At 71.0% G+C, this 19,315-nt stretch carries 14 protein-coding genes; 13 read left to right on the forward strand and 1 reads right to left on the reverse strand.

Annotated elements, in window-relative coordinates:
- Positions 1 to 8 precede the first annotated feature (8 nt).
- Positions 9 to 572, reverse strand: a complete 564-nt coding sequence (locus MYMAC_RS05150; protein WP_013935833.1) for a DUF420 domain-containing protein — start codon at positions 570 to 572, stop codon at positions 9 to 11.
- A 173-nt stretch (positions 573 to 745) separates the two neighbouring features.
- Between MYMAC_RS05150 and MYMAC_RS05155 the strand changes: the two genes are divergently transcribed.
- The 13 genes from MYMAC_RS05155 to argE all read left to right on the forward strand — a co-directional run bounded on the left by MYMAC_RS05155 (position 746) and on the right by argE (position 19,234).
- Positions 746 to 2,770, forward strand: coding sequence for a DUF1585 domain-containing protein (locus MYMAC_RS05155; RefSeq protein ID WP_095957279.1), 2,025 nt, complete (start codon positions 746 to 748; stop codon positions 2,768 to 2,770).
- Entirely contained in the window at positions 2,770 to 3,429 is a 660-nt protein-coding gene (locus MYMAC_RS05160; RefSeq protein ID WP_013935831.1) for a hypothetical protein, read from the forward strand. Before MYMAC_RS05155 ends, MYMAC_RS05160 begins: the two co-directional genes overlap by 1 nt.
- Positions 3,430 to 3,446: 17 nt before the next feature.
- Positions 3,447 to 4,877 (forward strand): DUF1501 domain-containing protein, encoded by a 1,431-nt coding sequence (locus MYMAC_RS05165; RefSeq protein ID WP_013935830.1) that lies wholly within the window; start codon positions 3,447 to 3,449, stop codon positions 4,875 to 4,877.
- Positions 4,878 to 4,896: 19 nt separating this feature from the next.
- A complete protein-coding gene (locus MYMAC_RS05170; RefSeq protein WP_095957280.1) occupies positions 4,897 to 6,426 on the forward strand; it encodes a hypothetical protein in 1,530 nt (509 codons plus the stop codon).
- Positions 6,427 to 6,458: 32 nt separating this feature from the next.
- Entirely contained in the window at positions 6,459 to 10,193 is a 3,735-nt protein-coding gene (locus tag MYMAC_RS05175; protein WP_095957281.1) for an FG-GAP-like repeat-containing protein, read from the forward strand.
- A 78-nt stretch (positions 10,194 to 10,271) separates the two neighbouring features.
- Positions 10,272 to 10,682, forward strand: coding sequence for a hypothetical protein (locus MYMAC_RS05180; RefSeq protein ID WP_095957282.1), 411 nt, complete (start codon positions 10,272 to 10,274; stop codon positions 10,680 to 10,682).
- Positions 10,683 to 10,763: 81 nt separating this feature from the next.
- On the forward strand, positions 10,764 to 11,075 hold the full coding sequence (locus tag MYMAC_RS05185; protein ID WP_013935826.1) for a PQ-loop repeat-containing protein: 312 nt from the start codon (positions 10,764 to 10,766) through the stop codon (positions 11,073 to 11,075).
- Positions 11,076 to 11,194: 119 nt separating this feature from the next.
- Positions 11,195 to 11,680 carry a ferritin-like domain-containing protein gene (locus MYMAC_RS05190; protein ID WP_013935825.1) on the forward strand — a complete coding sequence of 162 codons (486 nt, stop codon included), beginning with the start codon at positions 11,195 to 11,197 and terminating at the stop codon, positions 11,678 to 11,680.
- 78 nt (positions 11,681 to 11,758) lie between these two features.
- A complete protein-coding gene (locus MYMAC_RS05195) occupies positions 11,759 to 13,246 on the forward strand; it encodes a hypothetical protein (protein ID WP_095957283.1) in 1,488 nt (495 codons plus the stop codon).
- A gap of 180 nt (positions 13,247 to 13,426) precedes the next feature.
- Positions 13,427 to 14,956, forward strand: a complete 1,530-nt coding sequence (locus MYMAC_RS05200; protein WP_095957284.1) for a TraB/GumN family protein — start codon at positions 13,427 to 13,429, stop codon at positions 14,954 to 14,956.
- Between the two features lie 67 nt (positions 14,957 to 15,023).
- The gene (gene hutF / locus MYMAC_RS05205) at positions 15,024 to 16,412 is read left to right on the forward strand and encodes a formimidoylglutamate deiminase (RefSeq protein WP_013935822.1); all 1,389 of its coding nucleotides are present in this window, start codon (positions 15,024 to 15,026) and stop codon (positions 16,410 to 16,412) included.
- Between the two features lie 76 nt (positions 16,413 to 16,488).
- Positions 16,489 to 18,018 carry a TraB/GumN family protein gene (locus tag MYMAC_RS05210; RefSeq protein ID WP_095957285.1) on the forward strand — a complete coding sequence of 510 codons (1,530 nt, stop codon included), beginning with the start codon at positions 16,489 to 16,491 and terminating at the stop codon, positions 18,016 to 18,018.
- A 73-nt stretch (positions 18,019 to 18,091) separates the two neighbouring features.
- Positions 18,092 to 19,234: an acetylornithine deacetylase gene (argE, locus tag MYMAC_RS05215; RefSeq protein ID WP_095957286.1), complete on the forward strand. Its 1,143-nt coding sequence runs from the start codon at positions 18,092 to 18,094 to the stop codon at positions 19,232 to 19,234.
- The last annotated feature ends 81 nt before the right edge of the window (positions 19,235 to 19,315 follow it).

Below are 19,315 nucleotides of genomic sequence, written 5' to 3' on the forward strand. Positions count from 1 at the left end.
TCCGCGCGTCACGGCACCGCGGGCACGCCGCCGCGCAGCATGAAGTACACGACGACGCCCGTCACCGACACGTAGACCCAGATGGGGGCCAGCCACCGCGTCACCTTGCGGTGCCGGGTGTAGTCCTGGCGCCACGTGAAATAGAAGGCCACCAGCGCCATGGGCACCACGGGCATGGAGAGCAGCACGTGGCTGGCCAGGATGCTCAGGTACAGCCCGCGCCAGGCGCCCACATAACGCGTGTCGCCATGCACGAAGTGGTAGGCCAGATAGCCGACCAGGAAGACGGCGGACGCCGTGAAGGCGGACACCATCAGGTACTGGTGCACCTGCCGCGCGCCCCGTCTGATCGCCACCCACCCGGCGATGAGCAGCGCCGCCGCCGTGGCGTTGAGGCCCGCGTTCACCGCCGGCATGAAGCGCAGGTTCACCCCGTCCACCGGGCCGCCGCTGCGCACCATCAGAATCCAGCCGATGAAGGCCAGCGCCACGGCGGAGACCACGGCGGTGAAGATGAAGAAGGCCCGGTCACTGACCCGGGGCGGCACCGTGGCGGGGGCGGCGTTCGACATGGGCCCTATCTCTCGCGCGGCGGACTTCGTTGCAACTCCCGCCAAGGGGGTGCGACGACCCGGCGCTGTATGTGGGAGAAGGTGTTTCATCTGCCATTACTGGATCTTGAAACGGTAATTCCTGCATACTGGGAGCGGTCTCCCCCGACCCCCCCCATCCGGAGGTCCCCCCCGTGCTCCGTGTGCGCTACCTCGCCTGCCTGGCTGGTGCCGCCTTCTTGCTGGCCCTGCCGGCCTCCGCTCAAGAGGAGGCTGTCTGTTCACCAGTGGTCGCGAAGGTGCCGTTGGAGCGGCATCTGCGGCAGCTGTCGCTGGACCTGCTCGGCCGTCCTCCCACCTACGAGGAGTACCAGGCCGCCCAGGCCAAGGGCCGCATCGACGTGGAGGACATCCGCGCGATGATGACGAAGGAGGAGTTCAACGCGCGCATCCGCGGCTACCACCGCTCGCTGCTGCGTTCGAATCTCTCCAGCAGCCTCAACAACAACCAGAACTCGCGGGTGACGGGGAACGGCATCACCACGGCTTATGGCGTGGCGGGCAACCCCGCGACGACGCTGCGCGGCGCGAACGGCGCGACGTGCGACTCCGACATCGCGCAGGACGAGTGCCTCACGGCGGCGCAGCCGGACGCACACGCCGCGCCGCTCACCGCGCAGCCCCGGACGAAGTGCCACGACGACCAGGGCGTGCCGCTGGCCGTCAGCTACGACTACGACACGAACTACTACCAGTGCACGGCGCTTCAGCCCGTGTCGGCGAACACTCCGGCGAAGTGCTCGGACCTGGCGAGCACCAGCCACCCCGAGCACAGGTACCTCTACTTCTGTGACCAGCGCGGCTCGGGCGCCAGCGCCGGGGCCTTCATCTGCAAGCCGGACCCGCGGAAGACCACGACCAGCGCGCTGACGGTGGAGGAGATGGATGGCACGCGGGTGCGCGCGTTCAAGCACCCGAACCCGGACTCCAAGCCGGCGCTCACCGAGCTGAAGCGCTGCACGTTGGATTTGGAGCTGCGCAACGGCCTCCGGGGCAACTACGGGGTGCAGCGCGGCTGCGTGCTGCGCGAGGGCTTCGTGAACAAGCCCGCGCCGTACTGGGGCACGGACAAGACGCCGGAGACCGTCAAGGTGTGCGCCATTGACGCGCAGGAGCGCACCCACAACCCCTGGAACATGCAGTCGTGTGAGACGGCCCGCTTCTCCAGCGACCGGAGCTGCGGCTGCGGCGTGGGCATGCGCCGCTGTGAGACGCCGGCCATCGCCGCGCAGGACATTGAGAACGTGCACAGCCTGCGCGTGGCCGCCTTCAACGACGAGCCGCTGCGCATCGCCGAGTCGGTGGTGCAGCGCGACGAGCCCTACTTCAACATCCTCACCACGCGCCGCTCGTTCGTGAACGGCACCTTGTCGGCGTACTTCCGCGGCGCGCAGGGCGTGGGCGTCTTCAACGTGACGGCGCCCACCGCGCCGGGCGCCGTGCCCGCCATCGCGTACACCGACGCGGACACCTGGCGGGAGTACACGCGCGACGAGGGCCACTCGGGCGTGCTCACCACGCCGTCCTACCTCTACCGCTTCCCCACGCACCGCGCGCGGGTGAACCACTTCTACGAGGCGTTCCTCTGCAAGACCTTCTCGCCGCCGACGGGGGCCGCGTCGCCCGCGCCGGAGGACGCGTGCAACCGGGAGAACAACCTGGCGGTGCGCTGCGGCTGCAACTACTGCCACGCTACGATTGAACCCACCGGCGCGCACTGGGGCCGCTACGCGGAGCGCTCCGCGCAGTTCCTGGCGCCCGACCAGTTCCCCCGCTTCGACCCGAAGTGCCGGGACTGCGCGCTCAACGGCGACACCAACTGCGGCGGCGAGTGCAGCCAGTACATCATGCAGGCCTACGACGGTGACGGCGCCAGCAGCCTGGGCATGCTCAAGACGTACCTGTACCGCACGCCGGACGAGGAGCAGAACATCGAGGCCGGCCCCGCGCTGCTGGTGCAGAAGATGCTCCAGTCGGGTGACCTGGAGCGCTGCACGGTGCGGCGCATCTGGAGCGAGTTCCTGGGCCGCCCGATGACCGCGGAGGAGCAGCGCATGTACCTGGCGCCCCTGGCCCAGGACTTCGCGCGCAATGGCCACCGCCTCAAGGCGCTCATCGAGCGCGTGGTGACGTCCGACGCCTACCGGAGGATTGACTGATGCGCCGCCTCGTCTTGACCGCCGCGCTGCTCGCGCTGGCCACCGGCTGTACGCAGGATGAAGCGAAGTCCTCCGACGGCATCATCGAGCCCATCGCCAACCCGCATCAGCCGGGGGACTTCACGCCCCTGCCGGACCCGGAGGCCCAGGAGGGCAGCGTGGGCCGCGCGCCGCGCCGGCTCACCGTGTCCCAACTGGACGCCGCCATCGTCGGGGCGGTGGGCCAGCGCTGGAGCGACCTGGACTCCCGCGCGACCTCCATGGGGCGCGCGGACTACGCCCTGGTGGTGAGCGAGAACATCGAGCCCAACCTGGTGTTCGCCAAGTTCCTGGAGGACGGCGCGCGCAAGGTGTGCATCAACCAGGCGTCCGCCGAGATGCGCATGACGGACCCGGCGGCGCGCACCATGGGACGGATGCTGCCGGAGAAGTGGGATGACCTGACGAAGCTGACGGACGCGCAGGTGCGCGCGCAGCTCGTCTACATGTCCACCCGCTTCTGGGGTTCGCCGCTGTCGGGCGAGGAGCTCACGAAGTGGACGTCCTTCTTCACCCAGGCCGCGGCCCGGGTGCAGACCCTGTCCTCTTCCAAGCGCCATGAGACGTTGGCCGTGGTGTGTATCGCCATGCTGACGGACCCGCGCTTCATCACCTACTGACGCTCGGAGTGACCGCGATGAAGAAGAACCGCCACGACGAGAATTGCTCCCAGGGCTGCGCCCACGGGCGCCGCACCTTCCTCAAGGCCACCGCCGGCTTCATGGGCTCCACCCTGCTGGGGGGCCTGCCCTTCCGCGCCTTCGCCCAGGCGACGGACCTGGCGCCCGCGGACCGCTGCTTCGTCTTCGTCTACTTCAACGGGGGGTGGGACCAGCTCCTGGCCTTCGACCCCCGGGACCCGACCGAGTTCACCGCGGAGCGGGCCTCGGAGACGAAAATCCTCCCCGGCTACGACCAGATCAACAACGCCAGCTTCGAGGCCCGTCCCCTCATCCCCGCGGAGCTGCCGGGCGTGGGCCGGTCCAACATCGACTTCGGGCCCGCGGTGGGCAACGAGCTGGCCAAACACTACGACCTGATGACCGTGGTGCGCGGCATCAACATGAACACGCTGGGCCACGAGGTGGGCTACCGCTACTTCCTCACCGGGAAGATGCCCATTGGCAGCGCGGCCCGCGGCTCCTCCACGGCGACGGAAATCGTGGGGCAGATGAAGCCGCGCGTGCCCATCGCCTCCATCTCCTACAACGTGGAGTCGTACAACGACCGGTACGGCGGCTACGCCAACGCGCTGCGCGTCAGCCGGCGGGACGACCTGATTCTGACGCTGAAGGGCAGCGCCGACGCGCTGGACAGCGAAATCGAGAAGCAGCTCCTCGACTTCCGCGGCCAGCCCGTCAACTGCGAGCAGGCGGCCTACGGCGCGCGCGGGGTGGGCACCACCTACGCCAACAGCCAGGAGCAGATGCGGCTCATCCAGTCCCAGGGCCTGGACAAGTCGTTCGACTTCCTCGCGGCGGAGAACCAGCCGCACGGCCCGGAGATGAAGGTCATCCGCACGAAGTACAACCTGAACAACCTCAACGACGTGAACGGCGAGCGCGGCCGCGCCGCCACGGTGGCCACCGCGCTGAAGAAGGGCATTGCCCAGTGCGTCACCATCAACCTCACGGGCGGCCTGGACACGCACTTCGGCAGCCAGCTCACGCAGGCCAGCAACCAGCGCCGCGGCTTCGACGCCCTGGCCATGCTGGTGAAGGACCTGCGCGAGAGCGACCACCCTGCGGGTGGCAAGTTCATGGACCACACCACCATCATGGTGTTCTCCGAGTTCTCCCGCACGCCGCTCATCAACAGCTCCGGTGGCCGTGACCACCACCTGAGCAACTCCGCGCTGCTGATGGGCGCCGGCATCAAGCACAACTTCGTCTTCGGCCGCAGCGGCGACATTGGCATGGCGCCGGGCACCTTCGACCTGCGCACCGGCGCGTCGGACCCGAACGGCGAGAACATCCTCCCCGAGCACGTCATCGCCACGGTGCTGGCGTCCGCCGGGCTGGACTACAGCATCACCCGCGTCGAGCCGCTGCGCCCCATCCTCGCCTGAGCCCGAGCCGTCCATCCGCATGCGCATCCATTCGAGGGCTTCCGCCTCCGCCGTCCTCTCCCTGCTCTCGCTCGTCGTCCTGGGGGCATGCGGGGAGGACGGCTCGCTCCCGCTCGACAAGCCCGAGCCGACGCCGTTCCAGCCGGCCCAGGTCCCGGCCATCACGGCCCTGGCGCCGGTCTCCGGCTTCGCGGACCAGGCGGGCGGCGGCGTCTTCGCCACGGCCTCCCGCGAGCTCGTCCGGCTGCGGCTGGACGGCACGCTGGGGGCGCTGGAGCCGCACCCGGGCAACGCGGTGGCGGCGGGGGGCATCCTCGGCGTCTTCCGGCTGGGGCCCCACAGCGCCCTGGTGGAGACGCAGACCGGGCTCTTCCTGGCGGAGTCCGGCTGGCTCATCGCGCCGCCGTGGCGCGACGCGCTGGGGCAGGGCGTCATCGCCACCGCGCAGTCCGCGGACGGCGCGGTGTGGCTGGCGCACACGCGCGGCCTGTTCCGCCTCCAGGAAGGCACGCTGGCCGAGCTGAAGGTGGACGGCGCGTCGGTGACGGGCATCACCTCGCTGGCGGCGGCGCCCTCGCCGGAGAACCTGCCGGGCGTGTGGTTCCTGCACGAAGGCGGGCTGAGCGTCGCGGCGGCCCTCAGCACCACGAACTACCGCGTGCTCACGCCGAGCGCGCCGCTGGCGGAGGGCGAGACGCTCCAGGCCCTGGCGGGCATCGGGCCCGCGGTGGGCACCGCCGGTGAGCTGTGGGTGCTCACCAGCAAGGCCCTGCTGCGCGCGGGCCGGAACGGCTGGCGCCGCGTGGAGCTGCCACAGCAGCCGCGGCAGTTGATGGGCGCGGGCCGCTTCCTGTGGGCCAGGGCGGACGGCGCGCTGCTCCAGTTCGACGCGGACGCGGACCTCTGGCGCGTGGCCACGGACGCCGGCGCCGGTGACTTCCACTTCCTGGCGGCGGACGAGAGCGGCACCGTGTGGGCCCAGCAGGGCGGCGCGTCCGTCGCGCTGAGCCACGTGCTGGTGCCGCGCCTCCAGGGGCTCTACCAGGGCATGCAGCTCGTGAATGACGGGCTGGTGGTGCGCGCGGTGATGCCGCCGGGCCCGGCGCCCACGAGCGTCGTCTACTCGCTGGGCAGCTCGGAGATTCCCACCGAGGGGCCGGACTACAGCCTGGGCGGCCTGGAGGCCGACGGCACGCACCGGGCCTACTCCTTCGCCGCGCTGGAGGCGGGCCGCTACGCCCTGTCCGTGGTGGCGCGCTACGAGGACGGCTCGGAGGCGCGGCGCTCGGTGCCGTTCGACTATGCGCCCCTGGTGTCGGGGCCGCTGAGCTGGGACCAGGACATCCGCCCCATCCACGAGGCGCGGTGCCGCAACTGCCACAACACCTCCAGCGCGGCGCGCTCGCTCGACAGCTACGAGCTGTGGCGGGCCAACGCCCCCATCATCACCGCGGCCGTGAGAGACCAGCGGATGCCCGCTGACGGTCCCATGGACCCCGAGCTCATCTCCCGCATCCAGCGCTGGGCCGCCTCTGGCGCCAGGCCCTGAAGCCACGCGCAGTCTCCCCCGAGGTACCTGACATGACCCGACTGTCCCGCGCGGCCCCCCTCCTCGCGCTCCTCGCCGCGGCGTGCTCGGATGCGCCGGAGCCCGCCCGCGTGGCGGAGCCTCCCCAGACGGACCCGTGCACGGGCCTGGCCGCGCTGACGCTCACCGCGCAGCCCTCGCGGGTGCGCGTGTCGAGCCCCGTGGCCCTGGAGGCCACCGGTGGCAGCGGCCACTACACCTACCGGCTGGAGCCGGGAGGCTCCTCGGGTGAGCTGGTGGGCAGCCGCTTCCTGACGGGGCGCACGCCGGGCACGGACACGCTGGTGGTGGAGGACGCGCGCTGTCCGGGCGTGAGCGCCACCGCGCAGGTCTCCGTGGCGGCGACGTTCAACGTCGCGCCCGCGCGCGCGGAGCTGCGGCCGGGCACCTCCTTCCAGGTGGCCACCGACGGCGTGCTGGGCTCGGCCAACTACCTGCTGACGGCCGACGGCTCCGGCGCCACGCTGACGCCCGCGGGGCGCTACACGGCCGGCACGCGCGAGGGCCTGGACGTCATCACCGTGCGCGACACCCAGTCGGGTGACGAGGCGGTGCTCCAGTACGAGGTCCGCGAGAGCGCCCGGCTGACGGGCGCGCCGGCCTTCCTCGCCGTGCCCTCGGGGGCCTCCGTGCCGCTGGCCACGCGCGGTGGCAGTGACCGCGTGACGTGGACGAAGGAGTCCGGCCCCGGGACGCTGGCCGGTGGCCGGCTCACCTTCGAGCCCGGCGCCACCGGCGTGGCGGTGCTCAACGCGGCGGACCCCTTCACGGGGGACACGGCGCGGGTGTCGGTGCGCGTGCTGGACGAGCTGACGCGGCCCGTGCTGGCGCACGGCCGGCTGTCCGACGTGGCCACCCTGGTGACGGCGGACTTCGACGGCGACGGCCAGCTGGACCTGGCGGTGGGGCAGCGCGAGAGCGACCTGAACCAGCCGACGGGCGGCGCGGTGTTCATCTTCAAGGGGGGCAGCGGCGGCCTGCCGGCGGAGCCCACGTGGGTGCTCACCGGCGCCACGGAGACGGCGCAGTTCGGTGACGCGCTGGCCGCGGGGGACCTGGATGGAGACGGGCGCGCGGAGCTGCTGGTGTCCTCGCCGGGCGCGGACGTGGCCCTCACCAACGCCGGCGCCGTGTACCTCTACACCTTCCGGAGTGGCGCCCCGGCGCCGCTGCGGCAGCAGCTCACCGGCCTGCTGCGCAACGCGGCGTTCGGCTCGGGCATGGCCATCGCGGACTTCGAGGGCGACGGCGACCTGGACGTGGTGGTGGGCTCGCCGCTGGGCGACCTGGCCCCCACCAACGCCATCCGCAACCGCGGCACGGTGGACATCTACGCGTCCACGCGGAGCTCGCCGGTGCCGGACGTCCCGACGGTGCGGCTGGGCGGCTGGGACTTGACGCCGGACGGCGCCCTGGTGTCGCGCAGCAACTCCGAGCTGGGCCGCGCGCTGGTGACGGGCGACGTCAACGGCGACGGCCTGGTGGACCTGGCGGCGCTGAGCAAGGTGTCCCGCTACAACGCGTCGGGCGCGGTGTCGGGCTCGCAGGTGGCCATCTCCGTCTTCCTGGCGCGCGCGGAGGGCGCGCGCTTCCGGGCCTCGCCGGACGTGTACGTGCTGCCGGCCAACACGGCCGACAGCAACGAGGGCACCTGGCGGCTGGGCGTCATCCCCGCGGAGGGCACGCGGCCGGCGCTGCTGCTGGCGGTGGCGGACCGGGCGGACTCGCCGGACCTGCGCTCCAGCGGAGGGCTGCAGTCCGGCAATGACGCGGGCGGCGCGCTGCTCTTCGACTTGTCGGGCTACGCCGCCACGGGCGAGCCTGCCCAGCGGCCGCCCCAGGTGAAGCGCGAGGACGCCTTCGCCCGCCTCTACGGCGAGGCCGGCGGCATCAACGCGGGCCGGAGCTGGGCGGTGATGGACGTGGACGGCGAGCCGGGACTGGAGCTGCTCCTGGGCGCGCCCTATTCGTCCGCGCCGTCGGGGGTGGGGAACGGCACGCTCCGCTTGAGCGGCAAGATCCTCGTCCATTCCCTGGCGACGCTCCAGCCGGGCGCCGTCCTCAACCGGCCGCTGACGGCCATCAACGGCACGGCGGCGGCGGACACGCTGGGCGCCGGCCTGGCGACGTGGGGCCCCGCGGCCAGCCCGTCGCTGGTGGCCTTCGCGGGCCGCGCCTCGTCGGAGCAGGGCGCCTTCACCGGCAGCGTGGAGCTGTACCAGCGTCAGGGCGCGTCGGTGGCGGAGTGGACGCGCACCAGCGTCCGGGTTCCGGCGAAGCCGAGCGTGGAGCGCTTCGGCGAGGCGGTGGCGATTGCCCAGGGCCCCCAGGGCCGCCCGCTGGTGCTCACGGGCGCGCCGGGCTGGTCTGGCCCCGGCACCAGCAACGACGGCAACGCCCTGTCCATTGGCCGCGCCTACGTGCATGACGTGATGGCGCCCACGCAGGCCACCGTGGTGGCGGAGGGCATGCCCTCGCCGCACCACGCGGGCCGCAACGTGGGCGTGGACGTGGCCTTCTCCGACTTCAACGGCGACGGGCGGCCGGACATGGTGGTGGGCGCGTCCAACTTCTACGTGCCGGGCACGGGCAGCACGAGCTCGAACAACGAGCTCAACAACACGTACACCTCGGTGCCCGCCGCGTGCGTCACCAGCGGCACCCAGAGCGTGGGCGGCGCGCTGGTGTCGCTGGGGCAGACGGACGGCAGCTTCAAGCCGGCGTACCGGCTCTTCGCCCCGTATCAAATCAAGGACTGCGAGCCGGAGACGGACGCGAAGTGCCGGCGCACCGGCATCGGGCGCGGCGTGGTGGGCGGGTTCGACCTGAACGGCGATGGCCGCGAGGACGTGGGCCTCTTGCGCAACGACGGCATGGAGGTCTTCCTGGGCCGCGCGCCGGAGGACGCGTCGCTGGCGAAGCTGAGCATGGTGTGTGACTCCGTCTACACGATGCCCTCCATGGACCTCCAGACGTCCATGCCGGTGTCGCTGGGCGACCTCGACAGCGACGGCTGTGACGAGCTGGCCTGGCGCTACGCGGAGGGCTCCCGGTCGGGTGTGGCCATCCTGCCGGGCTTCGACGCGGGCGGCTCGCGCTGCGGCGGGCGCCGGACGGCCACCCTGTGGCGCATCGCGGGTGACAGCGAGGCGCAGCTCACCAACATGGGCCTGGGCCTGGGCATGACGCGGGCGGGCCGCTTCCTGGGCGACTCGCGCGACTTCGTGGCCATCAGCGCCACCAGCGTCCCCTTCAACGGCGTGACGCAGCCGGTGGTGCTGCTCTTCGACAAGGCGGTGCTGGTGAACAGGATGCGGTCGCTCCCCGCGGGCTCGCCGCTGGTGGTGGGCGCGCTGGGCGACGGGCTCGACCCCGTGGTCCTGGTCCACCGCCACCGCGCGGTGAACTTCGGCGCGCGGCTGGTGGGCGGCACGGACCTCACGGGAGACAACGTCCCCGACCTGCTGGTGAGCGCGCCAGGCGCCTCCGAGGCGTCCGACGGCGGCGGCGCGGTGTTCCTCTATGCTGGCGGTGTTGGCCAGGAAGGCGCGCTTTCGCCGTTCCTCATGGTGGTGGGGGATGGTTCGGAGCGCTCGGCGCTGGGGCAGGCCCTGTCGCTGATGCCGGGCAGTGGCGGCTCGCCGCCGATGCTCGTCATCGGCGCGCCGCGCAGCTACCGGACGGGGACGCAGAACGGCACGGCCTTCCTGCTGCCGCTGGGCTTCTGACGGCAGGCGCACCCGGAGGCTGTTGGGTCCACGCTGGGGCCGGGGCTATCCTGGCGCCTGTCTCAGCGTGGGAGGACCATGAGCCTGAAGCGGGAGTGGCGTCACGGCGAGCAGCAGGCGTGGTTCGAGGCGCCGGACATCCTCTGGGCGCGCTTCCGCGGCGCCGTCTCCCTGGAGACGTCGGTCTGGTCGTGCGGCGTCTACCGGGAGCTGGCGGACACGCAGCGCTTCTACCTGGCCGCGGACATCACCGGCTCGCACCTCAGCCCTGAGTCACGCCGCTACCTGGTGGAGCACGCGAAGGCCGGCTGGTTCCTGGGCGTCGTCTACATCGGCGCGGCCATGGAGCAGAAGGCCACCACCAAGAGCCTCATGGTGGGCGCCATGCTGAGCGGCGGGACGCGGCTGGACACGGCCTACGTGGACTCGGCCGAGGAGGCGCGGGCGTGGATTGCCCGGCACCGCGAGGCGGCCGCGCGGACGGGCTGAAGGCGGTGGCCGGTCCGGCGGGGTGACGGGCGTGCTGCACCCGACAGGGCGCATGCACATCCTCTCTGGCCAGGAGGGTGCATGGGGGCCGAAGCCCTGGGGTGGTTCAGTTCGTTCGTCCTGCTGTTGACCATTGCCACGCAGGTCTACAAGCAGTGGAAGTCAGGTTCGAGCGAGGGTGTGTCCAAGTGGCTCTTCGTGGGGCAGATGACAGCCTCCGTGGGGTTCACGCTCTATAGCTGGCAGGTCGGCAACTGGGTGTTCGTGGTGACGAACGCGCTGATGCTGCTGAGCGCGGTGCTGGGGGCGGTGATTGTCCTCAAGCACCGCCGGGCCGCGCGCCACAAGCGGGCCTCGCGGCCACGCGCGCCCTCTGGCGCCGCGCACGCTTGAGGCCAGGCCCTGGCCGCCCGCCTGCTCCGGGGGCGGGCGGCCAGCGCGGCCCGGAGGCGGGTTGGTTTGCGGGAACATCCTTCTCACATTGCCCGAGCCCCTTAGCGCAGGAGTTCGACATGGCCGACAAATCCGAAGTGGCCCGGCTGCGCAGCCTGGCCCAGCTCGATGCGGACGCCGTGGGTGCCTACGACGCAGCCCTGGCCCGGATTCCGGAACCGTTGGTTCGCGAGCGGCTCAACGGGTTCCGCATCGACCACGTCCGGCACGTGCAGGACCTGAACGCCCTCATCCACGAGGCGGGCGGGACGCCGCTGGAGCTGCGCCTGGACCTCAAGGGAACGGCGATGGTGGGCCTGACGGCGATGTCCAGCATGATGGGCACCGAGGCCGCGCTGGTGGCCATGCTCGGCAACGAGGAGTTCTCCAACCGGGCCTACGACGTGGCCCTGCGCTTCCACTGGCGTCCGGACGTGCGGGCGCTCATCGAGAAGCACCGGGAGGACGAGCGGCGCCACATGACGTGGATCCGCGAGGCCGTCCGGACGCGCCCCTGGGAGCAGGCACGCGCCGCCGCGGCGGAAGGCTCCGAGGCCCCCGCCTGAGCCGCCCTCCCGGGCCGATATGTCCCCGTCACACGCTCGTTTACGCTCCGGCTGGGGCTTTACGAGGAGACGGGACGAATGCGCTCTGCGCTCTATGCGGCGGCCGTGTTGGCGGCCCTGCTGACCGGCTGTGCCGCCCATCAGGGCAATACCTATAGCGACCTCTTCATCCCGGATGGGGAGGCCGTCTACGAGCGGCCCCTGGAGGAGCTGTGGCCGGAGGTCCGGAAGTACTTCACGGAGGCCAACCTGCCCTACCGCGAGGACCGGGGCAGCATGGTCCTGGAGACGGACTGGCGCCAGGAGTTCGGCGGCTCGAAGGTGTCTGGCTTCTTCCACCGCTACATGGTGCTGGGGAAGCGCGAGACGCCGACGACCAGCAAGCTGTGGATCATCCGCATCACGAAGAGCCGGAACAAGGCGCTGGCGCCCCCGGGCCGTGAGCTGGACTGGGGCGTGGCCCGGGTCGTCGGCAACGGCGGGGGGGACGTGGCCGTCCCGGGGCTCTCCCCCGAGGACTACGAGGACTACCTGGACGCTCCGATTGGGGAGAACTCCTTCTTCGCGGAGTCCGGCCAGGGCTCGCGGGACCTGGTGATGGAGTGGCGGGTGTTCCGCTCCATCTCGCCCAAGCTGATGAAGGAGGAGAACGCGCCCAGGCCGGTGCAGGTGGCCATGGCGCCCAACGCGAAGGGGAGCGTGGCGGCCACGGACTTCGAATGCGGCCTGCCGATTCTGGGCCTGGGCAAGCAGGTGAAGCCGGGCGGGGTGCTGCTGCTGGGGGAGATGCACGGCACGCAGGAGGTGCCGCGCTTCGTGGCGCAGACGTCCTGCCAGACGGCGGTGGCGGGAACGCCGGTGACGGTGGGGCTGGAGCTGCCGCTGGAGAGCCAGACGCGAATCGACACCTTCCTGGACAGCGCGGGCGCGGAGGCTGACTGGCTGAAGCTGATGGAGGCGCCGTTCTGGCGCAGCCCGTACCCGGACGGGCGCAGCAGCGAGGCGGTGGCGAACCTGCTGGAGCAACTGCGGCAGCTCCGCTCGCGCGGCCTGGACGTGGACCTCTTCGTCTTCGACCACCCGAAGTCCCAGGGGCAGGCGCGTGAGGACGCGATGGCGGCCACGGTGCGGCACCAGGTGGAGTCGGGCCCCAGGCGCTTCCACGTCATCCTGTCGGGCAACATCCATTCGCGCACGACGAAGGGCCTGCCCTGGGATGAGTCCTTCAAGCCCATGGGCCTGTCGCTGAAGGACGCGCTGGACAGCGTGGTGTCGCTGGACATGGCGTACAACAGCGGGTCGGCGTGGATTTGCGCAGTGGACAGCAAGGGCGTGAAGGACAAGCTGGACTGCGGCATCCGCGAGGCGAAGGGCCGGGACAACGGCGACCGCTTCTTCGTGCATACGTGGGGCGGCACCAATGACGACGGCTACCACGGCGTCTTCTACGTGGGCCCGGTGAGCGCGGCGGTGCCGGCGGTGCACAAGGGCCTGGGCCGCCCGGGCGCGGGAGACAGCTCCGGTGCGCCAAAGGAAGACCCGACGCCAATGCTCGCGTCGCATTGACGTCGGGCATTGCACGGGGCGCGCGGCGGCTGCTGCGCGCCCCGTGGCGTTTGCGTCATCACGCTCCCTCGCGTCCCAGACGTTGTCGCGCACGCTGTACGCCTCCGCTGCGACGCTTCAGCGATATGTTATTGAGGCGCGCTGCGTTCACTCCTCGAGTATCGATTCTTGGAGGGGTTGATGCGCGCGGCGTGGTTCGCGGTGGTGACGTTGATGTGTTTCCAGGTGGGGTGTGCGGCCCGGCAGGGAAGCACCTACAGTGACTTGTTCATCCCGGATGGGGAGGCCATCTACGAGCGGCCCCTGGAAGAGGTCTGGCCGGAGGTGCGGCGGTTCTTCACGGAGAACAAGCTGCCCTACAAGGAGGACAAGGGGAGCCTGGTGCTGGAGACGGACTGGCGCCAGGAGTTCGGAGGCTCGAAGATTTCGAGCTTCTGGCACCGGTACATGGTGCTGGGGAAGCGCGAGACGCCGACGACGAGCAAGCTGTGGATCATCCGCATCACCAAGAGCTCCAGTACGGCGCTGAGCCCTCCAGGACGGGAGATTGATTGGGGCACCAGCCGAATTGTAGGAACGTCCAGGGCGGACCGGGCGGCGAGTAGCCGGCTGGATACGGGAAGTGGCTCTGTTGCAACGAATCCAATTCTCAGCGTGGAGGACTGGGAAGACCGCATGGACGCGCCCCAGGGGGAGAACTCCTTCTTCGCGGGCTCGGGGCAGGGCTCGCGGGACCTGGTGATGGAGTGGCGGGTGTTCCGCTCCATCTCGCCGAAGCTGATGAAGGAGGAGAACGCGCCCAAGCCGGTGCAGGTGGCGGCGGCCCCGAATGCGAAGGGGGACACGTCGGCGATGGACTTCGAATGCGGCCTGCCGATTCTGGGCCTGGGCAAGCAGGTGAAGCCGGGCGGGGTGCTGCTGCTGGGAGAGATGCACGGCACGCACGAGGTGCCGCGCTTCGTGGCGCAGACGTCCTGCCAGACGGCGGTGGCGGGCACGCCGGTGACGGTGGGGCTGGAGCTGCCGCTGGAGAGCCAGACGCGCGTGTCGGCGTTCCTGGACAGCGCTGGGACGGAGGCTGACTGGCTGAAGCTGATGGAGGCGCCGTTCTGGCGCAGCCCGTATCCGGATGGGCGCAGCAGCGAGGCGGTGGCGAACCTGCTGGAGCAGTTGCGCCAGTTGCGCGCGCGTGGGCTGGACGTGGACCTCTTCGTGTTCGACTACCCGACGATGCAGGGGCAAGCGCGAGAGGACGCGATGGCGGCGACGGTGCGGCACCAGGTGGAGTCGGGCCCCAAGCGCTTCCACGTCATCCTGTCGGGCAACATCCACTCGCGCACCCGGAAGGGCCTGCCGTGGGACGAGTCCTTCAAGCCGATGGGGCTGTTGCTGAAGGACGCGCTGGACAGCGTGGTGTCGCTGGACATGGCGTACAACAGCGGGTCGGCGTGGATTTGCGCGGTGGACGGCAAGGGTGTGAAGGACAAGCTGGACTGCGGCATCCGTGAGGCGAAGGGCCGGGACAACGGCGACCGTTTCTTCGTGCACACCTGGGGCGGCACCAACGGCGACGGCTACCACGGCGTCTTCTACGTGGGGGCGGTGAACGCGGCGGCGCCGGCGGTGCACAAGGGCCTGGGACGCCCGGGTGCGGGAGACAACTCCGGTGCGCCAAAGGAAGACCCGACGCCAATGCTCGCGTCGCATTGACGGCTGGCGTGACACGGGGCGCGCAGCGACTGCTGCGCGCCCCGTGACGGTGTCGTAAGTTGCCCGCGTGAGCGACATCACCGTCTATCAGCCGGAGTACCTCTATACGGGCGGCCGGTTCCACGAAGGGCGCGGCCTCGCGGTCAGCGCTGATGGTCACATCCTGGCGCCGGACGCCGTGCCCGAGGGCGCGCGCACTGTTCCGCTGCCGGGGCGGGCCTTGCTGCCGGGGCTCGTCAACGGGCACTCCCACGCGTTCCAGCGGCTCATCCGCGGGCGCACGGAGTACGTGGCATTCGGCCGGGAGGCGGACGACTTCTGGAGCTGGCGCGAGGCGATGTATCGCGCCGCCGAGTCGCTGAGTCCCGAGGACCTCTACGTCGCCTCGCGGCAGGCCTTCCTGGAGATGGCGTTAGCGGGCATCACCACCGTGGGGGAGTTCCACTACATCCACCATCAGGTGGACGGGGCGCCGTACGCGGACCGCAACACGTTGGCGCACGCGGTGATTCGCGCCGCGCGGGACGTAGGGCTGCGCATCTGTCTGCTGCGCGTGGGGTACGCCCGTGCGGGCTTCGGTGTGGCGGCCAATCCGCGGCAGCGGCGGTTCATCGACCCGGACGTGGAGACGTTCCTCGGCTCGGCGGAGGCGCTGGTTCGCGAGGTGCGCTCCGACACGGCGGTCAGCGTGGGGCTCGCCCCGCACAGCGTGCGCGCGGTGACGCGGGAGTGGCTGGCGGCGCTCGCGGGCTCGTCCGTGCGGAGCCTGCCCGTCCATATGCATGTGGCGGAGCAGCCGAAGGAGATTGAAGCCTGTCTGGCGGAGCACGGCCGCAGGCCGGTGGAGCTGCTGTCGGACCTGGGCCTGCTGGGGCCGGGCTTCACGGCGGTGCACGGCGTCCACCTGACGGACGAGGAGGTGGCCCTGCTGGGCCGGGCGCAGGCCACGGTGTGCGCGTGTCCTTCCACGGAGCGGAACCTGGGGGACGGCATCGTCCCCGCGGATGCGCTGGTGAAGGCGGGGGCCCGCATCAGCCTGGGGTCGGACAGTCAGGCGACGGTGGACCTGCTGGACGAGGCCCGGCAGGTGGAAGGGCACCTGCGGCTGGCGCGGCTGCGGCGCGCTGTGTTGGACCCGGGCACGGGCGCCATGGACGGGCTGGCGGCGCGGCTCCTGGGCATGGCCACCGTGGACGGCGCGCGGAGCCTGGGGCTGCCCACCGGCGTCCTGGAGGCAGGGGCGCCCGCGGACTTCTTCACAGTAGACCTGCATCATCCGTCGCTCGTGGGGGCGCTGCCGGCGTCACTGTTGCCCGCAATCGTGCTGGGCGCGGAGAAGGCGGCGGTGCGCGACGTGGTGGTGGGCGGGCGCGAGGTCGTCCGCGAAGGCCGACATGCGCTCGCGGAAGAGAGTGGCCGCGCCTTCCAGGCGTTGTCGCGCGCACTGTACGCCTGAGCGGGGCGGTTCCTCGTCGATATGTCATTGCGGCATGACGCGTTTCTCCTCCGGGAGTTGATTCCCGGAGGGGTCGATGCGCGCGACGTGGTTCGCGGTGGTGACGTTGATGTGTTTCCAGGTGGGGTGTGCGGCCCGGCAGGGAAGCACCTACAGCGACTTGTTCATCCCGGATGGGGAGGCCATCTACGAGCGGCCCCTGGAAGAGGTCTGGCCGGAGGTGCGGCGGTTCTTCACGGAGAACAAGCTGCCCTACAAGGAGGACGAGGGGAGCCTGGTGCTGGAGACGGACTGGCGCCAGGAGTTCGGCGGCTCGAAGATTTCGAGCTTCTGGCACCGGTACATGGTGCTGGGAAAGCGCGAGACGCCGACGACGAGCAAGCTGTGGATCATCCGCATCACCAAGAGCTCCAGTACGGCGCTGAGCCCTCCGGGCCGGGAGATTGATTGGGGCGTCACGCGCGCTGTTGGATTGGGGCCTGGCAGCCAGAATCAAATTGATGTCAACGCCGGCACCGGCTCTGTCGCCGCCGAACCGGGACTCAGCGTGGAGGACTTCGAGGACCGGTTCGACACGCCCCAGGGGGAGAACTCCTTCTTCGCGGGCTCGGGGCAGGGCTCACGGGACCTCGTCATGGAGTGGCGGGTGTTCCGCTCCATCTCGCCGAAGCTGATGAAGGAGGAGAACGCGCCCAAGCCGGTGCAGGTGGCGGTGGCCCCGAATGCGAAGGGGGGCTCGACGGCGATGGACTTCGAATGCGGCCTGCCGATTCTGGGCCTGGGCAAGCAGGTGAAGCCGGGCGGGGTGCTGCTGCTGGGGGAGATGCACGGCACGCACGAGGTGCCGCGCTTCGTGGCGCAGACGTCCTGCCAGACGGCGGTGGCGGGCACGCCGGTGACGGTGGGGCTGGAGCTGCCGCTGGAGAGCCAGACGCGCGTGTCGGCGTTCCTGGACAGCGCTGGGACGGAGGCTGACTGGCTGAAGCTGATGGAGGCGCCGTTCTGGCGCAGCCCGTACCCGGATGGGCGCAGCAGCGAGGCGGTGGCGAACCTGCTGGAGCAGTTGCGCCAGTTGCGCGCGCGTGGGCTGGACGTGGACCTCTTCGTGTTCGACTACCCGACGATGCAGGGGCAGGCGCGCGAGGACGCGATGGCGGCGACGGTGCGGCACCAGGTGGAGTCGGGCCCCAGGCGCTTCCACGTCATCCTGTCGGGAAACATCCACTCGCGCACCCGGAAGGGGCTGCCGTGGGACACGTCCTTCAAGCCGATGGGGCTGTTGCTGAAGGACGCGCTGGACAGCGTGGTGTCGCTGGACATGGCGTACAACAGCGGCTCGGCGTGGATTTGCGCGGTGGACGGCAAGGGTGTGAAGGACACGCTGGACTGCGGCATCCGTGAGACGAAGGGCCGGGACAACGGCGACCGTTTCTTCGTGCACACCTGGGGCGGCACCAACGGCGACGGCTACCACGGCGTCTTCTACGTGGGGGCGGTGAACGCGGCGGCGCCGGCGGTGCACAAGGGCCTGGGACGGCCGGGCGCGGGGGACAAGTCGCTGTCTCCGATGGAGGCGCCCGTGCCCAGGCTGGCCGTCGTTCGCTGAGTGGACTTGGGGGAGGGAAGGGCCTTCCGGGGGCTGGCGTGCCGTGGCATGACCGTCCCCGGAGGTCTTACCCATGAGTGACACGCTGCCCGCGCTGCGGGCCACCCTGACGGAGTTGGTGGCGATGGACACCACGTCCTTCCGCCCCAACGCTCCGCTCATCGACTACGCGCAGGCGCGCCTGGAGGCCGCGGGCTTCAGCGCGGAGCGCCAGAAGTTCACGGACGACGCGGGCGTGGAGAAGGTGAACCTCATCGCGGTGAAGGGCGGCACCGGCTCCGGCCGCGCCGCGCTGGCCCTGGTGGGGCACTCCGACTGTGTGCCGTATGACGCGGCCTGGACGGACGCGCTGCGGCTCACGGAGAAGGACGGGCGGCTCTACGCGCGCGGCGCGTGTGACACCAAGGGCTTCATCGCCTGCGCGCTGCACGCGGCGCTGAACGCCAGGGACTTGAATGCCCCGCTGATGGTGGTCCTCACCGCCGACGAGGAGGTCGGCCTGACGGGGGCCAAGAAGCTGGTGGAGGCCGGCCTGGGCCGCGCGCGGCACGCGATTGTCGGCGAGCCCACGCGCCTCATCCCGGTGCGCGCCAACAAGGGCTACTGCCTGGCGGAGGTGGAGGTGCGGGGGAAGGAAGGGCACAGCGCGTATCCGGACTCGGGCGCGTCGGCCATCTTCCGCGCGGGGCGCTTCCTCCAGCGCCTGGAGCACCTGGCGCTGACGGTGCTGCGGGAGGACCGCGACGAGGGCTTCCAGCCGCCCTTCACCACCGTCAACGTGGGCGTCATCCAGGGCGGCAAGGCCAAGAATGTCATCCCCGGCGCCTGCCGCTTCGTCGTGGAGTGGCGGCCCATCCCCGGTCAGCCGCCGGAGCGCGTGTCTCAGCTCCTGGAGACCATCCGCCAGGAGCTGGTGCGGGATGAGCCCGCCTTCGAGGCGCACATCCAGGTGGTGCGCACGGACCGCGGGGTGAATACGCGCGCGGACGCGGAGGTGGTGCGCTTCCTCGCCGAGGCCAGCGGCAACGCACCGGAGACGGTGTCCTTCGGCACGGAGGCGCCGCAGATGACGGAGCTGGGCGCGGAGGCGGTGGTGTTCGGCCCCGGCGACATCCGCGTGGCGCACCAGACGGGTGAGTACGTCCCGGTGGAGGATCTGGTGCGCTGCGAGGCCGTCCTGGCGCGCGCCGTGGCCCACTTCTGCGGCGGACGCTGAGCCCGCGAGCGCCTCACCTGGTACGTGGCAGGTGTGAAGCCACGGGGCCTGCTCCCCCGTGGCGGCCAGGGGCGCGCCGCC

This window comes from Corallococcus macrosporus DSM 14697 (assembly GCF_002305895.1).
GTDB lineage: Bacteria > Myxococcota > Myxococcia > Myxococcales > Myxococcaceae > Myxococcus > Myxococcus macrosporus.